The organism is Nocardioides sp. (genome assembly GCF_030019515.1).
GTDB lineage: Bacteria > Actinomycetota > Actinomycetes > Propionibacteriales > Nocardioidaceae > Nocardioides.
In genome coordinates this window covers 33,928-56,388 of sequence record NZ_JASEEQ010000013.1, presented here as the reverse complement: position 1 = coordinate 56,388, position 22,461 = coordinate 33,928, and the positions used below count along the sequence as shown (strand labels likewise).

Sequence of the window (22,461 nt, the reverse complement as noted above, 5' to 3'; positions counted from 1 at the left end):
GTCAGCGTCCTCCGGGGAACGACGGCATCGGCAGCGCGACGGGCTGGTCGGGCTGGGCGGGCTGGGCGGGGCCGGGGTCGAAGCCGGGCGTGGCATACGGCGTGAGCCCGACCTCCTCCTCCGGGGGACCCTCGGCTGCCAACCGCCGGACCGCCTCGATCTCGTCACCCTGCAGCGGTGGCAGCGTGGCGGTGACCGCCTCCACGGCCCCCGCCCACCGAGAGCCGGCGTCGACCAGGGACAGCCGGAGCAGCTCGAGCCCGGCGCGGTGGTCGAGGATCAGCTGCCGCCCGGACTCCTGGTCCACCGTCGCGGCGAACTCGAGCGCGACGCACAGGTGGTCCGGCAGCTCCTCGTCGGAGAGCTCCACGCCCGAGGCGAGGTAGGTCTGCTTGAACCGCAGCAGCGCCACGCCACGCTTCCGGGTGTCCCCGTGGGCGAAGTAGGTGAGGAAGAGGTTGTGCCGGCGCCGGCTGTCGAAGGTGTCGACGTACTCCTCCTCCAGGTCGGTCAGCGGGGTGCCGTCGAGCCGGGCGACGGTCTCGCGCAACGGCTCCCCCACCGTCCCGGGCAGCTCGTGCGAGGCCCGTCGGACCAGCTCGAGCCGGTCGAGCAGGTCCTGGTCGGGGTAGCCGAGCAACAGCGACGCCGACTGCCAGGCGATCGTGAGCTGCTCGGGTGACAGGGCGGTCCTGGTGGAGCGGCGACTCATCGGAAGTCCGCCCCTCCGGTCAGCCCACCCGTGCCGCCCGGACCGGTCTCCCCGTCATGGCTCGTGTCCGGCGTGCTCCCCTCGGCCACCTCACCGGGGCCGTCGGGGCGCGGCGGGAACAGGCCGCTGGGCTTGCCCCGGCCGTCCCAGTTGAGCAGGTTCACCCGCGAGCCCTTGTCGTCGGGGCTGGCGAGGGTATCCGCGGTCTGCCGGTTCTGCAGCATCTGGAAGTTCTCGACCGCGATCGGCGTCGGCACGCCGGAGCCCTCGCCGAACAGGTCCTGCTGACCGCCGCCGTACTCCGAGACCGCGCACTCGGTCCCCAGCTCCTCGAGGGAGTGCGCCTGCTCGGAGTGGGCCGCCGGGATCACGTAGCGCTCGTCGTACTTGGCGATCGCGAGGAGCCGGTACATGTCGTACATCTCCTCCTCGGTCATGCCGACCGCCGCAGGGATCGCCGGGTTCGGCTCACGGCCCATGTTGATGTCGCGCATGTAGGAGCGCATCGCGGCCAGCTGCTTGAGGACCCGGTCCACCGGGGCGACGTCGCCGGCCGTGAAGAGCTCGGCGAGGTACTCGATGGGGATCCGCAGCGCGTCGATCGCCGCGAACAGGTTGCCGGTGTCCTCGGCGTCCTCGCCGGTGTCACGGACCACGTCGATGACCGGTGAGAGCGGCGGGATGTACCAGACCATCGGCATGGTGCGGTACTCCGGGTGCAGCGGCAGCGCGACCTTGAACTTGTTGATCAGGGCGTGGATCGGCGAGCGCTGCGCGGCGTCGATCCAGTCCGCCGGGATGCCGGCGGCCTCGGCGGCCCGGACCACCTCGGGGTCGTCGGGGTCGAGCAGGATCGAGCGCTGGGCCTCGTAGAGGTCGTGCTCGTCGGGCACCGAGGCGGCCTCCAGCACCCGGTCGGCGTCGTAGAGCACCAGGCCGATGTAGCGCAGCCGGCCGACGCAGGTCTCCGCGCAGACCGTCGGCAGACCGACCTCGATGCGCGGGAAGCAGAACGTGCACTTCTCCGCCTTGCCGGTGCGGTGGTTGAAGTAGACCTTCTTGTACGGGCAGCCCGAGACGCACATCCGCCAGCCGCGGCAGCGGTCCTGGTCGACCAGCACGATGCCGTCCTCGGCGCGCTTGTAGATCGCGCCGCTGGGGCAGGACGCCGCGCACGACGGGTTGAGGCAGTGCTCACAGATCCGCGGCAGGTAGAACATGAACGTCTGCTCGAACTCGAACTTCACCTTGTCGGCGATCTTCTTGAGCATCGGGTCGTACTTCGCGGTGGCCGCGGAGCCGCCGAGGTCGTCGTCCCAGTTCGACGACCACTTGATCTTCATGTTCTTGCCGGTGAGCAGGGACTTCGGCCGCGCGACCGGCGTGTGCTCCTGGGCGGGTGCGTCGGTGAGCGTGGCGTAGTCGTAGGTCCACGGCTCGTAGTAGTCCTGGATCGAGGGCAGCTTCGGGTTGGAGAAGATCGTCGCGAGCTTCTTCAGCCGGCCGCCGGCCTTGAGCTTGAGCCGGCCGCGGCTGTTGAGCTCCCATCCCCCCTTCCACTCCTCCTGGTCCTCGTACGTCCGGGGGTAGCCCTGCCCGGGCCGCGTCTCGACGTTGTTGAACCAGACGTACTCGGTCCCGGTCCGGTTGGTCCACGCCTGCTTGCAGGTCACGGAGCAGGTGTGGCACCCGATGCACTTGTCGAGGTTCATCACCATGGCCATCTGGGCCATCACCTTCATCGGTCACAACCTTCCGAGGCGTCGAGGCCCCCGCGGAGTTTCGGAGCGAGGAACGAGCGGAGCACTTCCTGGGGTGCCATTCAGTACTCCACGTCCTGCGACCGGCGACGGATGACCGTCACCTCGTCGCGCTGATTGCCGGTCGGGCCGATGTAGTTGAACGCCCACGACAGCTGGGCGTAGCCGCCGATCAGGTGCGAGGGCTTGACGAGCAGGCGGGTCAGCGAGTTGTGGATCCCGCCGCGCTTCCCCGACGTCTCCGCGAGGGGGACGTCGATCAACCGGTCCTGGGCGTGGTGCATGTAGACGGTGCCCTCGGGCATCCGGTGCGAGACGATCGCCCGGGCGACGACCACACCGTTGCGGTTGACCGCCTCGATCCAGTCGTTGTCCTCCACGCCGACCTTGGCGGCGTCCTTGTCGGACATCCAGATCGTCTGCCCACCGCGCGAGAGCGACAACATGAACAGGTTGTCCTGGTACTCCGAGTGGATCGACCACTTGTTGTGCGGCGTCAGGTAGCGGACCGTCACCCCCTCGACCGCCCCGGTGCCGGGTCCGGCGACGTCGCCGATCGGGGGCTCCGCGAACAGCGCCCCCATGTTGAGCGGCGGCCGGAAGACCGGGAGGCCCTCGCCGAGCTCGAGCATCCAGTCGTGGTCGAGGTAGAAGTGCTGGCGTCCGGTCAACGTGTGCCACGGCTTGAGCCGCTCGACGTTGATCGTGAACGGCGAGTACCGCCGGCCGCCCGACTCGGAGCCGGACCATTCCGGGGAGGTGATCACCGGGACCGGCGCGGACTGGGTGTCGGCGAAGGTCACCTGCTTGCCCTCGTGCTCGGCCGCGAGGTCGTGGAGCTCGCGACCGGTGCGCTTCTCGAGCTGCTTGAAGCCCTGCACGGCCAGGTGGCCGTTGGTGGTGCCGGACAGCGCGAGGATCGCCTCGCAGACGTGCACGTCGCGTTGCAGCGACGGGCGGCCGTCCGCGACGCCGCCGCGGACGGCGCCGTTCTTGGCCCGCAGGTAGTCGATCTGCTTGCCGAGCTCGAAGGTCACGCCCTTCGTCGTCGCACCGAGCGTGTCGAGCAGCGGGCCCAGCGCGTTCATCTTCGCGCTCACGGCGCCGTAGTCACGCTCGACCTCGACCAGCTTCGGCATCGTGACGCCCGGGACCGGTTCGCACTCCCCGAGCTTCCAGTCGCGGACCACGCCGTGCGGGTTGGCCATCGCATCCGGGGTGTCGTGCATGAGCGGCACGGCCACCACGTCGCGCCGAGTGCCCAGCCGCGGGCCCGCGAGCTCGCTGAACTTGGCGGCGATCGCCCGCCAGGTGTCCCAGTCGGTCCGGGTCTGCCAGGGCGGCGCGATCGCGGGGTTGAACGAGTGCACGAACGGGTGCATGTCGGTGGTGTTCAGGTCGTGCTTCTCGTACCACGTGGCGGCGGGGAAGACGACGTCGGAGAAGATCGTCGTCGACGTCTGCCGGAAGTCCAGGGTCATCAGCAGGTCGAGCTTGCCCTCCGGCGCCTCGTCGTGCCAGGTGAGGTCCCGGGGCCGCAGTGGCTCCGGGGTCTCGGTGGCGCGCACCGAGCTGTCCGTGCCCAGCAGGTGCTTGAGGAAGTACTCGTTGCCCTTCGACGACGAGCCGAGCAGGTTGGCGCGCCAGATCGAGAGGATCCGCGGGAAGTTCTCCGGAGCGTCCGGGTCCTCGCACGCGAAGTTCAGCGACCCGTCCTTGAGCCCCTCGACGACGTGGTCGGCGACGCTGCGGCCGGCCGCGGCCGCCTCCTCGGTGATCGCGAGCGGGTTCTTGTCGAACGTCGGGTACGACGGCGACCAGCCCAGCCGGGCGCTCTTGGCGATCACGTCGGCGGTGCTCAGGCCGGCGAGCTGGCCCTCTCCGGTCCGCGCCGAGAGGGTGTCGGCCCCGAACTGGTCGTAGCGGAACTGGTCGGTGTGGAGGTACCAGTACGCCGTCTGGATCATGTTCCGCGGCGGCCGGTTCCAGTCCAGGGCGTTCGCGACCTGGTTGTAGCCCGTGATCGGGCGGACCTTCTCCTGTCCCACGTAGTGCGCCCAGCCACCGCCGTTGACGCCCTGGCAGCCGGTCAACGTGGTGAGCGCCAGGAACGTCCGGTAGATCGTGTCGGAGTGGAACCAGTGGTTGGTGCCGGCCCCCATCAGGATCATCGACCGGCCCTTGGACTCCTCCGCGTTCTGGGCGAACTCGCGGCCGATCCGCGCAGCCGCCGAGGCGGGCACGCCGGTGAAGCGCTCCTGCCAGGCGGGAGTGCCGGGGGCCTCCGCGTCGTCGTACCCGGTCGGCCACTCGCCCGGCAGTCCGGGGCGGCCCACGCCGTACTGCGCGAGCATCAGGTCCAGCACGGTCGTGACCAGGTGGCCCTCCACCGTGCGCACCGGCACGCCGCGGCGCAGGTTCCCGGCGGCACCGTCGAGGTTGTCGAAGCGGGGCACCTCGAGCTCGACGGACTCCGCGCCGGGGCCGGCCAGGCTCAGTCGGGGGTCGACGTCGCCGAGATCGAGGTTCCACTTGCCCTCGCCGCTCGCGCCGAACCGGTGCCCCAGGGCGCCGTTGGGCACGACGGGAGCGTCGGTCGCGGCATCGATGAGCACCGTCTTGAAGGCGGCGTTCTCCTCGTCGCGGTGGCCGGCGAGGTCCTCGGCGGTGAGGAACTTGCCGGGCCGGTGCACACCGTCCGCGCCCACCTCGACCTTCACCAGGAACGGCAGGTCGGTGTAGCGCTTGACGTAGTCACGGAAGTACGGCGTCTCCCGGTCGACGTAGAACTCCTTGAGGATGACGTGGCCCATCGACATGGCCAGCGCCCCGTCGGTCCCCGGGTTGGCCGGCAGCCACTCGTCGGCGAACTTCACGTTGTCGGCGTAGTCCGGGGCGACCACCACGACCTTCTGACCGCGGTAGCGCGCCTCGGTCATCCAGTGCGCGTCAGGGGTCCGGGTGACCGGCACGTTGGAGCCCCACATGACCAGGTAGCCGGCGTCCCACCAGTCCCCGGACTCGGGGACGTCGGTCTGGTCGCCGAACACCTGCGGCGAGGCGACCGGCAGGTCGGCGTACCAGTCGTAGAAGCTCAGCATCGAGCCGCCGATCAGGTGCATGAACCGCGCGCCGGAGGCGTGCGACACCATCGACATCGCCGGGATCGGGGAGAACCCGGCGACCCGGTCCGGGCCCCACTTGGCGATCGTGTGCACGTGGGCGGCGGCGACCATCTCGACCGCCTCGTCCCAGGTCGCACGCACCAGGCCGCCCTTGCCGCGTGCGGCCTTGTAGGCGCGGGCGCGTTGCGGGTTGTCGACGACGTGGGCCCAGGCCTTGACCGGATCGCCGCCGTGCTGCTGCTTGGCCTCGCGGTACATCTGGAGGAGGACACCGCGCACGTACGGGTAGCGCACCCGGGTCGGCGAGTAGGTGTACCAGGAGAAGGCGGCGCCGCGCGGGCAGCCGCGGGGCTCGTACTCCGGCTTGTCCGGGCCGGTCGACGGGTAGTCGGTCTGCTGGGTCTCCCAGGTGATGATCCCGTCCTTGACGTAGACCTTCCACGAGCAGGATCCGGTGCAGTTGACACCGTGCGTGGAGCGCACGACCTTGTCGTGGCTCCACCGATCCCGGTAGAAGTCGTCGGCCTCTCGGCCGCCCGTCCTCGTCAGGGTGCGCAGATCGTCCGAGACGGTCCCCCGGGTGAAGTAACGCCGACTTCGCACCAGTGCATCGCTGAGTGGTCCGTCGAGCCCAGGCTTGGAGGTGCCCTCGATCGTCACGCAGGAATCCTCTCGGTTCGGTGGTCGGCTGCAGTCCGTCGTACCACGGTCAGGGTGAGCAGGAGGGTCAGGGCGGCAGTCACCGACAGCATCCACAGCCCGATGCCGTAGGAGTCGGTGCGTCCGTAGACGTAGCCCATCACGAGCGGGGGCACGAAGCCGCCGAGACCGCCGGCCGCGCCGACCAGGCCGGTGACGCCACCGACTCGCGAGGGCTCGGTGACCTTCGCGATCAGGGCGAAGGTCGCGCCGCTGCCGGAGCCGAGCGCCGCCGCCATCGCGAGGAACACGACGGTGCCGACGCCGTCGAGCGGCGGGTCGCCCGCGGAGATGCCGGCACAGACGGCGACGACGGCGTACCCGCCGGCGAGCACGGGGACCGCGCCGAACCGATCGGAGAGCCAGCCGCCCACCGGGCGCATGATCACGGCGACGACGACGAAGCCCGCCATCCGGTTGGAGGCGTCCGCGGGGGTCAGGCCGTGGGCGGTCTTGAGGTACGCCGGCAGGTAGACCGAGAACGCGACGTACCCGCCGAAGGCGACGGCATAGAGGATGCAGGCCTGCCAGGTGATCGACAGCCTGGAGTTGGCGGCCAGGCGCGAGGCCAGCGACGTGGTCGGGGCGGTGCGGCCCGGGGCGTCGCGCAGGATCAGCCAGGCCGCGGCGGCGTAGACCGCGAGCACGGCGGCCGTGATCAGGAACGGCGCCTGGTCGTCGATGTTCTTGTACAGCTTGACCGTGGTCAGCGCGCTGATCGCCGTGCCGCCCATGCCGGCACCGAAGACGCCGACCGCGAGCCCGCGCTTGGCCGGCGGGAACCATGCGTTGACGAACGGCACGCCGACCGCGAAGGCGGTGCCGGCGACGCCGAGGAAGAAGCCGCCGACCAGCATCAGGGTGTAGGAGTCGAGGGCGACGAACGCCAGGAACAGGATCGGGACGATGGTGATCGCCGAGATCACCGGGAACATCACCCGGCCGCCGTACTTGTCGGTCAGGGCACCGACCAGGATCCGGCCGAGTGAGCCGACCACGACCGGGACCGCGACCATCAGCGCGACGTCGGACTCGCTCAGCGTGCCCACCCGGCCGTTGTCCCGGAACAGCGGGCCGAGCGGGCTGATCAGCGCCCACGCCCAGAAGTTCACGGCGAAGCCGATGGTCGCCATCACCAGCATCGTCCACGGCCCACTCAGGCGGCGCTGGCTGCCCACGATGCCCTTCTCCGTCACGGTCATGCCCCACCCCTCGAGATCGCGTCCACGACCACCTTGTCCGAAATACCTGACGTTGCCAACCGGGACACCCCCAACTAGTCGACCACCCTCGGCGGCCCTCCCGAGGGTTTTACTACACTGGACTCCGTGGAAAACAGGGGCAGTTGGTCCTCACCTGACGGTCCCCGAGCCGGCGCCCGGCTCCGCGGCGGCCGGGACCCGCTCTCCCCGTCCCGTCGGGCGATCCTCGAGCACCTGCGCGACCAGCCGCAGCCGCTCACCCTGGCTGCCCTGGTGCGGATCACCGGGCTGCACCCCAACACCGTGCGCGAGCACCTGGACGCGCTGGTGCGCCGCGGCCTGGTGCGCCGGATCGACGGCCGGCCCCAGGGTCGCGGCCGGCCGGCCCACCTGTTCGAGCACGTCGACCACGGGCACGGCGAGTACGCCCGGCTGGCCGTCGCGCTCGCCGACGCCCTGGCCCTGAGCAGCAGCGACCCGACGGGACACGCGGCCGCCGTCGGGGAGGAGTGGGGGCGCGAGCTCGCGCGCAAGCGCCGCGCCCGGACCGGGGCCGCCGGGGGCGCCCGGGTCGAGGTCGTCGGGGAGCTCGACGACCTGGGCTTCGCGCCGCGCCAGGGAGCGGACGACAGCGAGGTCCTGCTCACCCGCTGCCCGCTGCTCGAGGCCGCCCACCGCGCCCCCGGGGTGGTGTGCGGCATCCATCTCGGCATCATCCGCGGCATGCTCGACGAGCTCGGCGGGGACCCGGCCGGCAGCGAGCTGGAGCCGTTCGCCGCACCCGGCTACTGCCGGCTCGTGGTGCCGCCGGTCTGATCGCGGGGCGCCCCTCCAGCATTCCGCCTCGGCACCCGACGCACTGCGCCCGGGACCGTGTGGTCCCGGGCGCAGTGTGTGGAGCGGGCGGACGCCCGGCCGGCTACCTCAGCTGGTGATCTCCACCATCGTCGGAGCCAGGGCGCCGTCGTACTCGAGCATGCCGAGGTACGACGAGTCCGGGTCCAGTCCCGACCAGCTGACGTCGAACGACGTCTCCTGCTGATCCACGACCGGGACCGGGTTGGGCGTCACCGTGAGGTTGCCCAGGGTCGCCGCCGGGCCCAGGTCGTAGGACCGGAGCTGGTAGTCCATCGGCGAGCCCGTGCCGCCGGCTGCGAAGCCGTCGACCTCGATCACGTAGAAGCCCTCGTCCGGTGCGGTGATCGTCACCGACTCGTCCGCCGAGCCCGTCGCCGACTGCCCGACCTGTGCCACCAGGGTGTCGGGGTCACAGGAGGTCGGCGAGTAGTAGACGAACATGTCGAGGTCGGCGGCGTCGTCGGCCGCGTCGAGGTCGAAGCGGGCGAGCCGGCTGTCCGCCCCGATCTCCACGCACTCGAGGTTGAAGTCGTCGACCGCGACCGAGTTGTCCACGGTCTGCGCCTTGGCGAGTCCGCTCGGGTTCACGACCAGGTCACCGGTATAGCCGGCCGTCACCGGCACGGTCACCGAGCCCTCGGTGCCGGTGCCCTGGATCGAGGCCGGTGCCTTGACCGACACCGGGCGGAGGGCGACCGGGAGCCGGACCGTCGTCGGACCGGTGAGGGTCACCCACCCCATCGAGAACTCGCCGAGCGGTGCGGTCGTCCGCGTGAAGTCGAACGTCAGCGTCTCGATGTCACCGGGGCGCTTCGCGACCAGCTTGGTGGCGCTCGGAGTCGCCGCGAAGCCGGGGACCGACACCGAGACCGTCCAGGTGCCGACCCGGTCGGAGGTGAAGGTGCGGTCGAACGACGTCGAGGACGTCACCTGGCCCTGGGCGAGCGAGGGGCCGTTGAGGTCCTTGGCGGCGAGCGCCGGGACCCCCGTGTCGAAGCCCTGGCCGGTGATGAAGCCGAGCCACTCGCGCGGGGTGGACGTGACGAACAGGCCGGGGCTGAAGAACCGCCGGGGCTTGACCTGGCCGGCGCCTTGGGCGAACAGGTCGTTGGACGTCTTGCCGTCTGCGTCCTTGACCCGGCCGGCGGTGGTCATCATCGCGGACTTGATCTTCATCGGCTGCCACGTCGGGTGGACGCTCAGCATGAACGCCGCCAGGCCGGTGATGTGCGGCGCGGCCATCGACGTGCCCGAGTAGAGGTCGTAGTGGCGTCCCGAGTTCGACGGCGGCGCCACGGCCGCGAGCACGCTCACGCCCGGAGCGGCGATGTCCGGCTTGAGCAGGTCGGCGTCGTTCGCGATCGCCGGGCCGCGCGAGGAGAAGCCGGCGATCTGCGGGAGCGGCGTCGTCTTGTTCGTGAGGTTGCCGGGCTCGATCCGGGCGGTGGCGGCGCTGCCCTTCGCGTCCAGGTAGGCGAAGACCCTGGCCGCGTCGGTGTTGGTGATGTGCACCGTCGGCACCGAGTGGAAGTCGGCGTCCAGGCTGTTCTCCGACGGGTTGGCGAGCACCATCCCGACCCCGCCGGCGCGCGCGACCTCGGCACTCTTGGCCACCCGGTCGTAGACGCCTCGGGTGCAGACCACGATCTTGCCGGTGACCTTGGCGGGGTCGAGCGTGTCGGGGCCGCAGAGCCGGGCGTCGGCGGCGTCGCCACCGGCGACGACCGAGGCCTCGGAGTCGACGAGCTTCTTCGACGAGACGGCCTTGTCGTTGATCGAGGCACCCACGATCTTGGCGCCGTTGCCGAGCACCAGGGTGTTCTCGAAGTTGTGGTGGGTCGAGGCCGCCACCGTGGTCAGCCAGGGGCTGTTGTGCGCCACGGTGGAGGCGTCCGGGCCGGAGTTGCCGGCCGAGGCGGCCACGAAGACGCCGGCCTCGGCCGCACCCTCGAAGGCGAACTCGGTCAGCTCGATGACGGTGTCGGTCTCGCCCGAGATCGAGAAGTTGAGGACGTCGGCGCCGTCGGCGACGGCGTCGTCGATCGCGGCGACGATGTCGCTGGTGACGCCGGACGCGCCGCCGTCGTCCTGGGCCCAGAGCACCTTGTACGTCGCGATCCTGGCGGCGGGCGCCATGCCGGAGATGGTCCCGAACCGGACCCCCTCGGTCCTGACCCCGTCGACGATGTTGCCCGCGGCGGTGCTGGCGGTGTGGGTGCCGTGCCCGTTGCCGTCACGCGTGGAGGCGTAGTCCTCGTCGAGGATCGTGTTGCCGCCGGCGAGGTAGCCGTCGCTGTAGGAGCGGGCCCCGATCAGCTTGGTGTTGCAGTCGTCGGCGGTCCAGTCCTCGCCGAGCTGGCACTCGCCTGTGAACACACCGCCGTCCGCCTTCTCCATCCGGGTCGCGGTCCCGGTGCGCGAGATGTCCCACTTGGTCTGGGGCGTCTCGGTCAGCGGCGAGCCGGCGAAGGACCGCGCCTCCGGCCAGATGCCGGAGTCGAGGTCGGCGACCACGATACCGGCGCCGGCCTTCTTCTGGCCGCCGTGCGTGGCCCACGAACCCCTCTTGCCGGTGAGGCCGAGGAAGCTCGGCGTGTTCCAGGTGTCGGCGTGGACCAACTGGTCCTTCTGCATGATCAGCACACGCCGGTCCGACGAGAGCTCGAAGGCCTGCTGCTGGGTGAGCTCGGCCGAGAAGCCGTTGGCAGCGATCGTGTAGCTCTGGTCGACGTCGGCGCCGACGGAGCCGGCGATCGAGCGCTGCGCCGAGCGCAGGTGGGCGGTGTAGGTGCGGACCCGCTGCGAGCGCGCGTCGAACTGGCGGCCGCCCGCGGCGCGGGTGGCTGCGAACCGCGGGTTGCTCCCGTCGTACCGGGTGGCGCTGGGCTCACGCAGGAGGACGACGTAGCGTCCTGCGGCGATGCTGGTCGAGCCGGTGGCCGCGGGCTTGGCCTCCGCGGCTCCGACCGAGGCCGGTGTTCCGACCAGGAGGCCGGCCACGACCGCCCCCACCGAGAGAAGGCCGGCACCGCGCCGCAGCGCGCCCGACCTGGAGAAGTGAACTGACACTTAGGTCTCCCCTACCGAGTGTCCGCCGAGACGGACTGCTGCCGAATGGAGGTGCAGAGCTCCGGTGGTCTCCCACGTTCACCGACAGGACTGCACCCGCGATCACCCAACGGCCAAACACCCTCCGCGTCAAGAGGCCACGCGCGCGAGCCCGTCCCGTGGCCGGATCGTGATGCAGCGGCGTCCGGCTGCGGGGCGACCGGCCGGGTCAGTCGTTGTAGATCTCGCAGTTGCGAGCGAGGCGGTTGGCGGCCGTGTCGAACGGCGCGACCGCCGGCCCGTCGGAGCCGGACTCACCCGCCACCCGCTGTGCGTCGACCGCCTCGCGGACCACCGCGATGTCCTCGGCGAGCGGGCCGAGCGCGTGGCCCTGGGCGTCGGCGAGCGCGGTCACCAGCTCCTCCGCCTCCGACGAGTCCTCCGCCGACGGGGAGCCGTGCACGAACTCGATGGCGCGGGGCATCAGCTGGGCCGGCGGGTGGTAGAGCTCGGCGCAGGTCTTGCGCGCGCTCACGGGCTCCTCGGACGGTGGGTCCGCGGGCTGGCTCGATGCCGACGTCGTACTCGTGGGACCGGGGTCGGTCGCGGTCGTGCCGCCGTCGTCCCCGCACCCGGCCAGGACGCTCGCGACCAGGACTGCTCCGGCAAGGGCGGCGAGAGGTCGGCGCATGACCTCACTGTCTCGCGTTTGCGCCGCGAGGTCGACCCAGCGGGGCCTCGGAACGCCTGCGGGTGGCGGGATGTCATACGGACGGTGGCGACAGCGGCACCGCCCGTACGAGGTCCCGGGAACGCCGCCGGCGGTGCGGACCCGCGGCCGCCGCGGGAGAGCCCGTCAGCCGGGGATGTGGCCGAAGCGGCCGTGCTGGAAGTCCTCGTAGGCCTGCATCACCTCGGACTTGGTGTTCATCACGAACGGCCCGGCCCAGGCGAGCGGCTCGCGGATCGGTCGGCCGCCGACCACGATGACGTCGAGCTTCGGCGAGCGGCTCTCCTGGCGCGGGCCCGCGGCCACGGTCAGGTAGTCCCCGGCCCCGAGCACGGCGGCCTGGCCGGTGTGGATCGGACGGGCGTCGGTGCCGACGGTCCCGGCCCCGTTGAGGACGTAGACGAGGGCGTTGAAGTCGACGTTCCAGGGCAGGTCGAGGCGAGCACCGGGCTCCACCGTCGCGTGCACCAGCGACATCGGCGTGTACGTCGAGCCCGGGCCGGCGTGTCCGTCGACGGTGCCCGCGATGACCCGGACGAGCGCACCGGCATCGCTGCTGGTGAGCAGCTGGACCGAGCCGGACCGGATGTCCTGGTAGCGCGGGTCGTTCATCTTGGCGTCACGCGGGAGGTTCACCCAGAGCTGGATGCCGTGGAACAGGCCGCCCTGCTGGACCAGCCACTCCGGCGGGGACTCGATGTGCAGGAGGCCGGAGCCGGCGGTCATCCACTGGGTGTCGCCGTTGGTGATGGTGCCGCCCCCGCCGTGGCTGTCCTGGTGGTCGAAGACGCCGTCGATGATGTAGGTGACGGTCTCGAAGCCGCGGTGCGGGTGCCAGGGGGTGCCCTTGGGCTCGCCCGGCGCGTACTCCACCTCGCCCATCTGGTCCATCATGACGAACGGGTCGAGGTGCTGGAGGTCGATGCCCGCGAAGGCGCGGCGCACCGGGAACCCCTCGCCCTCGTAGCCCTGCGGCGCGGTGCTGACCTGCCACACGGGGCGGGGCTGGTCGCCCAGCCCGGGCTCGCGGAGTCGAGGGAGGACCGTCAGGTCGGCCACGGTCACAGCGGGCATGCGGCCCACCTCCTGCTGTCGGTGTCGGGGTACCAGACCCAACGGTGGTTGAAAGTTGGATATTCCGACGCGGGGCGTCGGGCTCCGCGATGCCGGTGTCGCTCACCTCGATCACCGTGTCCTTCGGACCCGCCAGCAGCCGGACCGCGATCCGACCGCCCTCGCGGGTGCACCTCGCCGCGTTGCCGGCCAGGCTGATCACCACCCGCTCGAGCATGCCGCGGTCGCCGAGGAACGGGACCGGCCCGTCCGGCAGCGCCGCGGTCAGCTCGAGCGAGCGACGAGCACTACGTTGGTCCGATGACTTCGTCGAAGAGCAGCTATGACGTGGTGGTCGTCGGAGGCGGGCACAACGGCCTGGTCGCCGCCGCCTATCTCGCCCGCGCCGGACTCTCCGTGCTCGTGCTCGAGCGGCTGGCCCACACCGGAGGGGCCGCGGTCTCGGCCCAGCCGTTCCCCGGTCGGCCGGCCCGGCTCTCCCGCTACTCCTACCTCGTCTCGCTGATGCCCGAGCAGCTGGTCGCCGACCTCGGTCTCGACCTCCGGCTCGCGTCGCGGTCGGTGGCGTCGTACACCCCGACGATCCGCGACGGCCAGGCCGACGGGCTGCTCGTCGAGCGGACGGCCGGTCCGGGGACCGCGCAGTCCTTCCGCCGACTGACCGGCGGCGACGAGGAGTACGCCGCCTGGCGGCGGTTCTACGCCGAGATCGGCGAGCTCGCCGCGGTCGTCGCGCCCACCCTGCTCCAGCCCCTGCCGCTCGAGCGTGACGTCCGCGACCGGGTCCCGGACCAGGTCTGGCACGACTTCGTGACCACCCCGATCGGGCAGACGATCGAGGCCCGGTTCACCGACGACACCGTGCGCGGCGTCGCCGCGACGGACGCGCTGATCGGCACCTTCGCCTCGTTGCACGACCGGTCGCTGGTCCAGAACCGGTGCTTCCTCTACCACCTCCTCGGCAACGGCACCGGCGAGTGGCGGGTGCCCGTCGGCGGGATGGGCGCGGTCACCGACGCGCTCGGTGCCGCCGCCGTCTCCGCCGGCGCCGAGATCCTCACCTCGGCCGGGGTGAGCGGCATCCGGGCCGGCGAGGACGCCGCCGAGGTGAGCTGGCACGACGGGATCGGCACCCACACGGTGGCCGCGCGCCACGTGCTGTCGAACGTCGCGCCCTGGGTGCTGCGGATCCTCCTCGGGGAGGGCGAGGACCCGGACGCCAAGCCGCAGGGGGCGCAGCTCAAGATCAACCTGCTCCTCGACCGGCTCCCCCGGCTGCGGTCCGGGGTGGACCCCGAGGTCGCGTTCGCCGGCACCCTGCACCTGGCCGAGGGCTACCACCAGCTCGAGGCGGCGTACGCCGACGCGGCCGCCGGCCGGGTGCCGTCGGTGCTGCCGGGCGAGATCTACTGCCACTCCCTGACCGACGCCTCGATCCTGGGCGACTCACCGGCCGGCACCCACACGCTCACCTACTTCGGAGTGCACACGCCCGCCGCCCTGTTCGACGCCGACCCCACCGGCGCGAAGGAGGTCGCGGTGGCTCGGGCCCTCGCAGCCCTCAACGAGCACCTGGCCGAGCCGATCGAGTCGTGCCTGGCCGTCGACGCCGACGGCAACCCATGCATCGAGGCCAAGACTCCGCAGGACGTCGAGCAGGACCTCGCCATGCCCGGCGGGCACATCTTCCACGGCGACCTCGAGTGGCCGTGGGCACCGAACCGGGCCCGCCTCGAGACGCCCGCGCAGCAGTGGGGAGTGCAGACCGACGTCGGGTCCGTGCTCATGTGCGGCTCCGGGTCGCGTCGTGGCGGCGCCGTCTCCGGCCTCGGCGGGCACAGCGCGGCCCAGGCCGTGCTGGCGATGCGCTGACCGCCGGTCGACTTCTCGCCGGCCGCGAGTCGCGGGGACGTCATACCGACCGAGCCACGGGTAGCCCCCCGTCTGACGTCCCGAGGACGGTTGGAGCAGGAGCGCCCGATTTCTCGCGGCCCGGACCCGCTGGTAGAGTTGACGTCGCTTCACAGCGAGCGCCATTAGCTCAATTGGCAGAGCAGCTGACTCTTAATCAGCGGGTTCGGGGTTCGAGTCCCTGATGGCGTACCGACGAGGGGCCGCGGCTGGACACCAGCCGCGGCCCCTTCGCTCTGCCCGGCGGGAGCTGCCGGGATCCGGGGACCCGTCGGGCGGGAGCGTCGCACTCACCGCCCGGGAGGTCGAGGTCCTCGCCCTGATCACCCAGGGCATGAGCAACCTGGAGATCACCGAGCACCTGTACCTCTCCGATCGGCTCGGTCAAGACCTACCTCCGCTCGGCCGACGCGAAGATCGGCGCGTCGTCGCGCGCCCGGGCGGTGGCCTGGTACCTGCTGTCCGGCTTCGCGCCGCCGGACCCGGGCGGCCGCCTCTTGCATGAGGCCGCGCTCCTCGGGGCACCCAGGGAGCATGAGCAGCGACACACGCGCCAGGCAGGCGCGGCGCGACGACGCCGGCGACACCTCCCCCGACTCCGCCGACGGCTCCTCGAGTGACCACGCGGGCGACCCGGACAGCGGGAAGATCGGGTCCCCGACCGACCTGACCCGGCGCTCCTGGTTCTTCGTCGCACGCAAGACGGTCCGCGAGTTCTCCGACGACCAGTGCACCGACCTGGCCGCCGCGCTCACCTACTACGCCGTCCTCGCCGTCTTCCCGGCCGCGATCGCGCTGACCTCGCTGCTCGGCCTGGTCGGCCAGGGCACCAACAGCGTCGAGACCCTGCTCGGCATCGTCGAGGACCTGGGCGGCGCCTCGATGGTCAACAGCATCCGGGACCCGCTGATCGAGATCAGCCGCTCGCAGGCCGCCGGGCTGGCGTTCGTGCTCGGTCTTGCTGGTGCCCTCTGGTCGGCGAGCGGGTACGTCGGCGGGTTCAGCCGGGCGATGAACCGGATCTACGAGATCCGCGAGGGACGGCCGGTGTGGAAGCTGCGACCGCTGATGCTCCTGCTCACCCTGGTGCTGGTCGTGCTCGCCGCCGTCGTGCTGCTCGCGCTGGTCGTGACCGGCCCGGTCGCCGACTCCGTGGGCTCCGCCCTCGGCGTGGGCAGCACGCTGCTCCTCGTCTGGAACATCGCGAAGTGGCCGGTGATCGCGGTCGCCGTCGTCGTGATGGTCGCGCTGCTGTACTACGCCACGCCCAACGTGCGGCAGCCGAAGTTCCGGTGGGTCAGCGTCGGCGCGGTGCTCGCGATCCTCACCTGGGCCCTGGTGTCGGCGGCGTTCGGCTACTACGTCGCGAACGTCTCCTCCTACGACAAGACCTACGGCGCCCTGGGCGGCGTGATCGCCTTCCTGCTGTGGGTGTGGCTGACCAACCTGGCGCTGCTCTTCGGCGCCGAGCTGGATGCCGAGCTCGAGCGCGGCCGCGAGCTCCAGTCCGGCATCCCGGCCGAGCGCTTCATCCAGCTGCCGCCCCGGGACACGCGCAACATCGACAAGGCCCGGGCCAAGGACGAGGCCGACGAGCGTCGCGGCCGGGCGATCCGGCTGCGGGCCCGCCGTACCCACGCCCGACGCAGGAGGGACTGACATGGCCCTGACCTCGGTCTGGCGCGACCGGCACCCGGTCCCACCCCCGGCCCCGGCGGACGTCTCCGGCGAGTGGGATGTCGTGGTGGTCGGCGCCGGCATCACCGGCCTGACGACGGCTGCCCTGCTCGCCCGGGCCGGGCGATCGGTGCTCGTCCTCGAGGCCCGCCATGTCGGCGCCGGCACCACCGGCGGCAGCACCGCCAAGGTCAGCGTGCAGCAGGGCACCCAGTTCTCGAAGATCGCCCGGCGGCATCCCATCTCGGTGCTGCGCAAGTACGCCGACGCGAACGTCGAGGCGCTCGCGTGGGTGGAGCGGTTCTGCGCCGACCATGACGTGGCCGTCCAGCACCGGTCGGCCTACACCTACGCCACCACGACGTCGGGAGTGCGCTCGGTGCGCTCGGAGCTGGAGGCCCTGCACCGGGCCGGCGTCGAGAAGGCCACCTGGGTCGACGACCTGCCGCTGCCGTTCCGCGTCCGCGGTGCCGTGATGGTGCCCGACCAGCTCCAGCTGGACCCGCTCGACCTGCTGGATGCGCTCGCGGCGGACGCCCGCGCCCACGGGGCGACGATCGTGGCGGGCGCCCGGGTGCACCGGGTCCACGGGGGCCACGGGCAGGCGCCGTACGACGTCGTCACCGACGTCGGCAGCGTCGGCGCCGGCACGGTGGTGCTGGCGACGAACATGCCGATCCTGGACCGGGGCGCGTTCTTCGCCCGCGCGAAGCCCTCGCGCTCCTACGGGCTGGCGTTCCGGACCACCGAGCAGGCGGTCGACGGCATGTACCTCTCCGCCGACGCGCCCACCCGCTCGCTGCGCGACACCCCGGCCCCCGACGGCGAGGGGAGCCTGCTGCTGGTCGGGGGCGACGGTCACAAGACCGGAGCGGCCACATCGGAGCGCAGCCACCTCGACGGGCTGAGGGAGTGGACGCTGGGCCACTACCCCGGTGTCGTGGAGACCCACGCCTGGTCGGCGCAGGACTACGTCCCGCACCACGCGCTGCCGTGGGTCGGCCCGATCCTTCCCGGCGCCGACCGGCTGCTGGTCGCGGGCGGCTACTCCAAGTGGGGCATGACGAACGGCGTCGCGGCCGCGCTGGCGCTCGCCGGACGGAGCCTGGGCGGACACCAGGAGTGGGCGGCCGCGTTCGACCCGTGGAGCAGCCGCGAGCTGGCGGGGCTCCCGGAGAGCGCACGGCTCAACGCCTCCGTCGCGGTGGAGCTGACGACCGGTTGGCTGCGCCCGCTGCTGGCCCTCGGCTCCGGCACGGTCGACGAGGGCGCCGGCGAGGTCCGGCTCGACCGGGTCGGGACGCCGACCGCGGTGTGCCGGGTCGACGGGGTCGAGCACGCGGTCTCCGCGGTGTGCAGCCACCTCGGCGGGATCGTGCGGTGGAACGACGCCGAGCGCAGCTGGGACTGCCCGTTGCACGGGTCCCGCTTCGCCCCGGAGGGGCAGGTGCTCGAGGGGCCCGCGACCTGCGGGCTGCGCCGCCGCTGACGGGCCGCCGGCCCCGGCGAACCCGGACCGACCCGCAAGTTCCTCAAGGAAGCCACAAGGTTCGTCCACCGCTCGGGAACGGTTCGTGCACGAGCCCGTTCCGGGCCGATCCGGGATGTCACGCTCCACTCCTCACCCCGATGATCCCGAGGAGTCCCACCGTGCGAGCACGACTCGTCTGCGCCGCTGCTGCCGCAACCCTGCCCGCCGTCCTGGCACTGGGTGGCACTCCGGCCGTGGCCGAGGCGGACCCGAGCGGCAACAACGGCACGATCAAGGTCGCCGAGGTCGACCAGGTCGGGACCGAGAGCAACGACCCGCACGTCGGCTGCACGTTCGCGCTCGAGTGGTACGGCTTCGACGCCGGTTCCGCCTCGGTGGTGACCTTCGAGAGCCAGGACCAGGACGTCACGATCACCGGGGTCCACGGCGACGCCACGGTCGAGCTCGAGGACGACGCGGCCAACGGCGGCACCGACCTCGACCACCGCGAGATCTACACGCTCGACTTCGCCGGCGAGCCGCACCCGGAGCAGGGCTACCACGTCAAGGTCACCACCGACACCCAGGGCTCCCGCGGCGCGGACTCGAAGTCCAAGACGTTCTGGGTCGGCCCGTGCGAGACCGAGGAGCCGGGCGAGGACGACGGCCCCACGGAGACCGGGCCGGGCAGCAGCGTCCCGTTCAGCTGGGACTGGCGGTACGCCGACCCCACGTGCAGCGGTGTGACCGTGGCCTACCCGGCCGACATCCCGAGCGGGCAGGCCAACGACGTCAACGTCCGGCTGGAGACCGACCACGGCCAGGTGACGCTGAACTTCCACAACAACACCGGCACCTGGGGCGGGACCACGGTCTTCGACTTCGCCAGCCACCCGGGCTGGCCGGCCGGGCTCGCGTCGTACGACGTCGCCTGGGTCCAGGTCGGCGGCACCAACTACCACTGGCAGGGCGACGTGTCCTGCACGACCGACGGCGACCCGGTGACCCCGGACGTCCCGCAGGAGGTCGTCGGGCTCGACGGGTTCAACACCGGCAGCCTCAGCCTGCGGCGCGGCGCGACGGCCCCGGCCGACGGCGTCGCGGTCGACAACGCGGAGGCCGCGGTCGTGACCCTGGAGCGCTACGTCGGTGGCAGCTGGCAGGCCGCCCGCAGCTTCGCGACCACCAGCCGCGGCACCGCCCGCGTCATCTTCCCCCGCTTCACCCAGCGGGGCACCTACACCTACCGCCTGACCGTGTCGCAGACGCTCGACACGACGGGTGACACGACGGGGACGCTCATCGTCCGGGTCCGCTGACCCGCGAGCGTGCCGACGGCCGGCGCCCGGTGCCTGAGGGGGGACACCGGTCGCCGGCCGTGTCCTGTCGGCCGGCGCCTCAGCCTCAGCCGCGCACCACGAAGCGGCGCAGCAGGTCCTGGCGGATCTGCGCGTCGGTCCAGGCGAAGTGCACCCACTGCTTGCGGGCGAACATCCGGGTCTGGTCGCTGGAGTACGGCGAGCGCGGGTCCTCGGACTGGCCGTAGGTCAGGATCGTGCGGGCGTCGACCCGGCCGCCGGGCAGGAACGAGATCGCCTGGATGTGCGACGAGCCATAGGTGATCGGCCGGTAGTGGTCCCTGTTGTCCCGCGCCCAGCGAGACGCCAGCGCGTTGGCGTTGCCGACCGAGTCGCCGGTGCCACCGCCGAGCGGGATGGGCGGCGCGCCGCGGTCCCCGGCCACCTGGAGCGAGCCCCAGGTCGCGTCGAACGGGATCCCACGGTCGCGCAGGGACGCGATCGCGTCCGCCATCGCCTGCACCACCTGCGGGTTGGCGACGTTGAGGTCGCGCGGCGTGTCGAGCGGGTCGGCGGGGTCGAACGGCGTGAGCCAGACCGGGTCGACCGCGTCCACGGGCGGGCTCGGCAGCCGCGCGACGAACTCCTCGAAGATGTGGGTGCCGACCGAGTCGGTGTTCGACCGGCCGTCCCAGTCGTGCAGCACCTGGCAGGCCTCGGTCTCACCGGTGGCCGCGCACACCGTGTCGAGGTCGCCGTTCGCGCGCATCACCTCGGCGGTCATCAGCCGGTTCTCGTGCTCGTGCCCGCGCAGGCTGCGGGGTGACTCCTTCTTCCCCGAGGCGAGCCGGTCGATGACGTAGTGGGAGACCATCCGGGTGCGCATCGTGCGCACGCAGCGCTCGCAGCCGATGATCCCGGCGTAGCCCTCGAGCGGCTCGGCCGGGTTCGGCAGCCAGTAGGAGTCGTTGGCGTTCATCACCCAGTCGCGGCGCACCTCCATCGGCAGGTTCGCCGGTCCGAAGATGCCTGGGCGCTCGGCGTCCTCGTCGGTGCCCCACGCGCAGCGCGAGTCCGCGAACGTGCCGTCGAGGCCAGGCAGCCCCGCCACCTCGTCGAGCACCAGGCCGGTCGGCGTCATGCACTGCTGGGCCAGGGCGTCGGGGACGTTCGGCACCACGGAGTGGTCGGCGTACAGGACGTCGCCGTGCCGGTCCGCGGCGGTGGTGTTGACCCACGGCATCCCGGCGGCGGCGTCCTGGCGCCGGAGCAGGTCCCGCACGCTGGTGGCCTTGCCCATCTGGAGGAAGGTGTCGATGGTGCGCAGGTGCTCGGCGTTGGCGTCGCGGATCGCCCAGACGCTGGTCGGGCTCCACGGCATCAGCAGCGCCGGGGCGTCGATCACGAAGCCCTGCGGGGTGCGGTAGAGGTCCTCGGTCACCGTGCCGAGCGTCCCGTCGTCCTTCCGGACGCGCACCTTCACGGTGTCGTGGAGGAGCTCCTGCGGCCCGGCGTCGGTGAGGTACGTCGTGCCCGGGCCGACCGTCTTGTACTCGTAGGGGGTGAAGCGATAGGCGGTGGACACCGTGTGGCTCCACGCGACGTCCTTGTTCCACCCGATGTTGACCACCGGCGAGCCGATCAGGGACGCCCCGGCGACGTCGTACCGGCCCGGGATCGTCAGGTGCTGCTGGGTGAAGTGGTAGCGGCCGCGCCACGGGAAGTGCGGGTTGCCGAGCAGCATCCCCTTGCCGGTCGTGGTCGCGGCGCCGCCTACTGCGGTCGCGTTGGACCCGAACGGCGCCTCCGGGTCCCGGCCGAGGCCGCGCAGCAGCGCGTCGCGGTCGACCTGGGCGGCCTTCACGGGCAGCTCGGGCAGTCCTGGGTCGTCGGCGCTCGGCGGGTCGGCGTCCACGATCTCCTTGACGAAGACGCCGGCGGAGGCGAGCAGGTTGGCGAGGTAGACGCCGTACCAGAGATCGAGGGCGGTCACGTCCGGCTTCAGGTAGCCCGCGCCGCGGCAGGCCGGGTCCGTGACCTGCTGGGACCGGAGGAACTCGTTCGCCCCGGCGACGTAGCCGCGCACCATCCGGCGGGCCTGTGCGCCGGGCCCGGCCACCGGGTCGCGCAGCAGCTTCTCCACGACGTGCCGCTGGCGGAGGTCGGTGACGAACGCGTCGACCTGGAGGTTGGACGCCTGCAGCGTCACCTGGTCGTTGTAGCGCGCGTCCGGCCCGAACCAGCGGGACCGCTCGCCGCGTCCGGTGACCAGGGTGTCGGCGAGCGTGCAGGCGGAGTCCTGCGCGGCGGCGTACCCGCTGCCGAAGCCGAGCGACCCGAAGTCGGAGGCGGTGATGTGCGGGATCCCGTGCTCGGTGATCTCGACGGTCGCGCGGTAGCGGTCGGGGTGGGGTGGCGCGGCGTCCGCGCCTCCGGACGGCAGCGTGGACCCGGTGAGGGGCACGAGGGCGGCGGCGGCGGTGGCGGCGAGCAGGCGGCGGAGCATGCCCGCTCAACGGGCGGGGTTACTGGCGGGTTACGACCCTGGTCAGAGATAGAGGCCGGTGGCGCTGTCGCCGACCCGCTCGGCCGCCACGGCGTGGATGTCGCGCTCGCGCATGACCACGTAGAGCTCCCCGGCGACCTCGACCTCGGCCTTGTCCTCGGGCTCGAAGAGCACCCGGTCGCCCACCTCGACCGCCCGGGCGTGCGGCCCGACCGCGACGACCCTGGACCAGGCCAGGCGGCGGGCGCCCATCGCGGCGGTGGCCGGGATGACGATGCCGCCGGAGGAGCGGCGCTCGCCGGACTCGCGATCGACCTCGACGAGGAGGCGGTCGTGCAGCATCTTGATGGGCGTCTTGTCGGAGCCCGGGGTGGTCATGCCGGCCACGTG

General features: G+C 71.9%; 14 protein-coding genes, 1 tRNA gene and 1 pseudogene. 6 read left to right on the top strand and 10 right to left on the bottom strand.

The genetic code is table 11. The annotated features are described in order from the left end of the window. Nucleotide 1 precedes the first annotated feature (1 nt). The 4 genes from narJ to QMC84_RS17395 form a co-directional block, all read right to left on the bottom strand. Complete coding sequence (gene narJ, locus QMC84_RS17410; RefSeq protein WP_300376873.1) at nt 2-712, bottom strand: nitrate reductase molybdenum cofactor assembly chaperone; 711 nt, start codon at nt 710-712, stop codon at nt 2-4. Then, on the bottom strand, nt 709-2,454 hold the full coding sequence (narH, locus tag QMC84_RS17405; RefSeq protein ID WP_300376871.1) for a nitrate reductase subunit beta: 1,746 nt from the start codon (nt 2,452-2,454) through the stop codon (nt 709-711). Before narH ends, narJ begins: the two co-directional genes overlap by 4 nt. Before the next feature lie 80 nt (nt 2,455-2,534). Beyond that, complete coding sequence (locus tag QMC84_RS17400) at nt 2,535-6,251, bottom strand: nitrate reductase subunit alpha (protein WP_300377040.1); 3,717 nt, start codon at nt 6,249-6,251, stop codon at nt 2,535-2,537. Between the two features lie 2 nt (nt 6,252-6,253). Further along, nucleotides 6,254-7,498 (bottom strand): MFS transporter, encoded by a 1,245-nt coding sequence (locus QMC84_RS17395; RefSeq protein ID WP_300376869.1) that lies wholly within the window; start codon nt 7,496-7,498, stop codon nt 6,254-6,256. 126 nt (nt 7,499-7,624) lie between these two features. On the opposite strand from QMC84_RS17395, the gene QMC84_RS17390 reads away from it, so the two are divergent. Continuing rightward, a complete protein-coding gene (locus tag QMC84_RS17390; RefSeq protein ID WP_300376867.1) occupies nt 7,625-8,314 on the top strand; it encodes a helix-turn-helix domain-containing protein in 690 nt (229 codons plus the stop codon). Nucleotides 8,315-8,422: 108 nt separating this feature from the next. Here QMC84_RS17390 and QMC84_RS17385 read toward each other — a convergent pair whose 3' ends face one another. The 3 genes from QMC84_RS17385 to QMC84_RS17375 form a co-directional block, all read right to left on the bottom strand. Further along, nucleotides 8,423-11,425, bottom strand: a complete 3,003-nt coding sequence (locus QMC84_RS17385) for a S8 family serine peptidase (RefSeq protein WP_300376865.1) — start codon at nt 11,423-11,425, stop codon at nt 8,423-8,425. A gap of 208 nt (nt 11,426-11,633) precedes the next feature. Next, nucleotides 11,634-12,095: a hypothetical protein gene (locus QMC84_RS17380; RefSeq protein ID WP_300376863.1), complete on the bottom strand. Its 462-nt coding sequence runs from the start codon at nt 12,093-12,095 to the stop codon at nt 11,634-11,636. Nucleotides 12,096-12,260: 165 nt separating this feature from the next. After that, entirely contained in the window at nt 12,261-13,208 is a 948-nt protein-coding gene (locus QMC84_RS17375; protein WP_300376861.1) for a pirin family protein, read from the bottom strand. 300 nt (nt 13,209-13,508) lie between these two features. Here QMC84_RS17375 and QMC84_RS17370 point away from each other — a divergent pair, with 300 nt between their 5' ends. The 5 genes from QMC84_RS17370 (at nt 13,509) to QMC84_RS17350 (ending at nt 18,285) form a co-directional block, all read left to right on the top strand. Further along, on the top strand, nt 13,509-15,080 hold the full coding sequence (locus tag QMC84_RS17370; RefSeq protein WP_300376859.1) for an NAD(P)/FAD-dependent oxidoreductase: 1,572 nt from the start codon (nt 13,509-13,511) through the stop codon (nt 15,078-15,080). 158 nt (nt 15,081-15,238) lie between these two features. Continuing rightward, nucleotides 15,239-15,311 (top strand) — tRNA-Lys (locus tag QMC84_RS17365). Beyond that, a complete protein-coding gene (locus QMC84_RS17360) occupies nt 15,304-15,624 on the top strand; it encodes a LuxR C-terminal-related transcriptional regulator (RefSeq protein WP_300376857.1) in 321 nt (106 codons plus the stop codon). The genes QMC84_RS17365 and QMC84_RS17360 overlap by 8 nt, the downstream gene beginning before the upstream one ends. 29 nt (nt 15,625-15,653) lie before the next feature. Continuing rightward, nucleotides 15,654-16,778: a YihY/virulence factor BrkB family protein gene (locus QMC84_RS17355; protein WP_300376855.1), complete on the top strand. Its 1,125-nt coding sequence runs from the start codon at nt 15,654-15,656 to the stop codon at nt 16,776-16,778. A gap of 1 nt (nt 16,779) precedes the next feature. Beyond that, nucleotides 16,780-18,285 (top strand): FAD-dependent oxidoreductase, encoded by a 1,506-nt coding sequence (locus QMC84_RS17350; protein ID WP_300376853.1) that lies wholly within the window; start codon nt 16,780-16,782, stop codon nt 18,283-18,285. A gap of 684 nt (nt 18,286-18,969) precedes the next feature. Here the strand turns inward: QMC84_RS17350 and QMC84_RS22440 are convergent. From QMC84_RS22440 to QMC84_RS17335, 3 genes and pseudogenes are all read right to left on the bottom strand, one after another. Beyond that, nucleotides 18,970-19,017: pseudogene (locus QMC84_RS22440) on the bottom strand (hypothetical protein); the annotation flags it as partial. 654 nt (nt 19,018-19,671) lie between these two features. Further along, complete coding sequence (locus QMC84_RS17340) at nt 19,672-22,071, bottom strand: penicillin acylase family protein (RefSeq protein WP_300376850.1); 2,400 nt, start codon at nt 22,069-22,071, stop codon at nt 19,672-19,674. A gap of 42 nt (nt 22,072-22,113) precedes the next feature. After that, nucleotides 22,114-22,449 carry a co-chaperone GroES gene (locus tag QMC84_RS17335; protein ID WP_300376848.1) on the bottom strand — a complete coding sequence of 112 codons (336 nt, stop codon included), beginning with the start codon at nt 22,447-22,449 and terminating at the stop codon, nt 22,114-22,116. Nucleotides 22,450-22,461 lie beyond the last annotated feature (12 nt).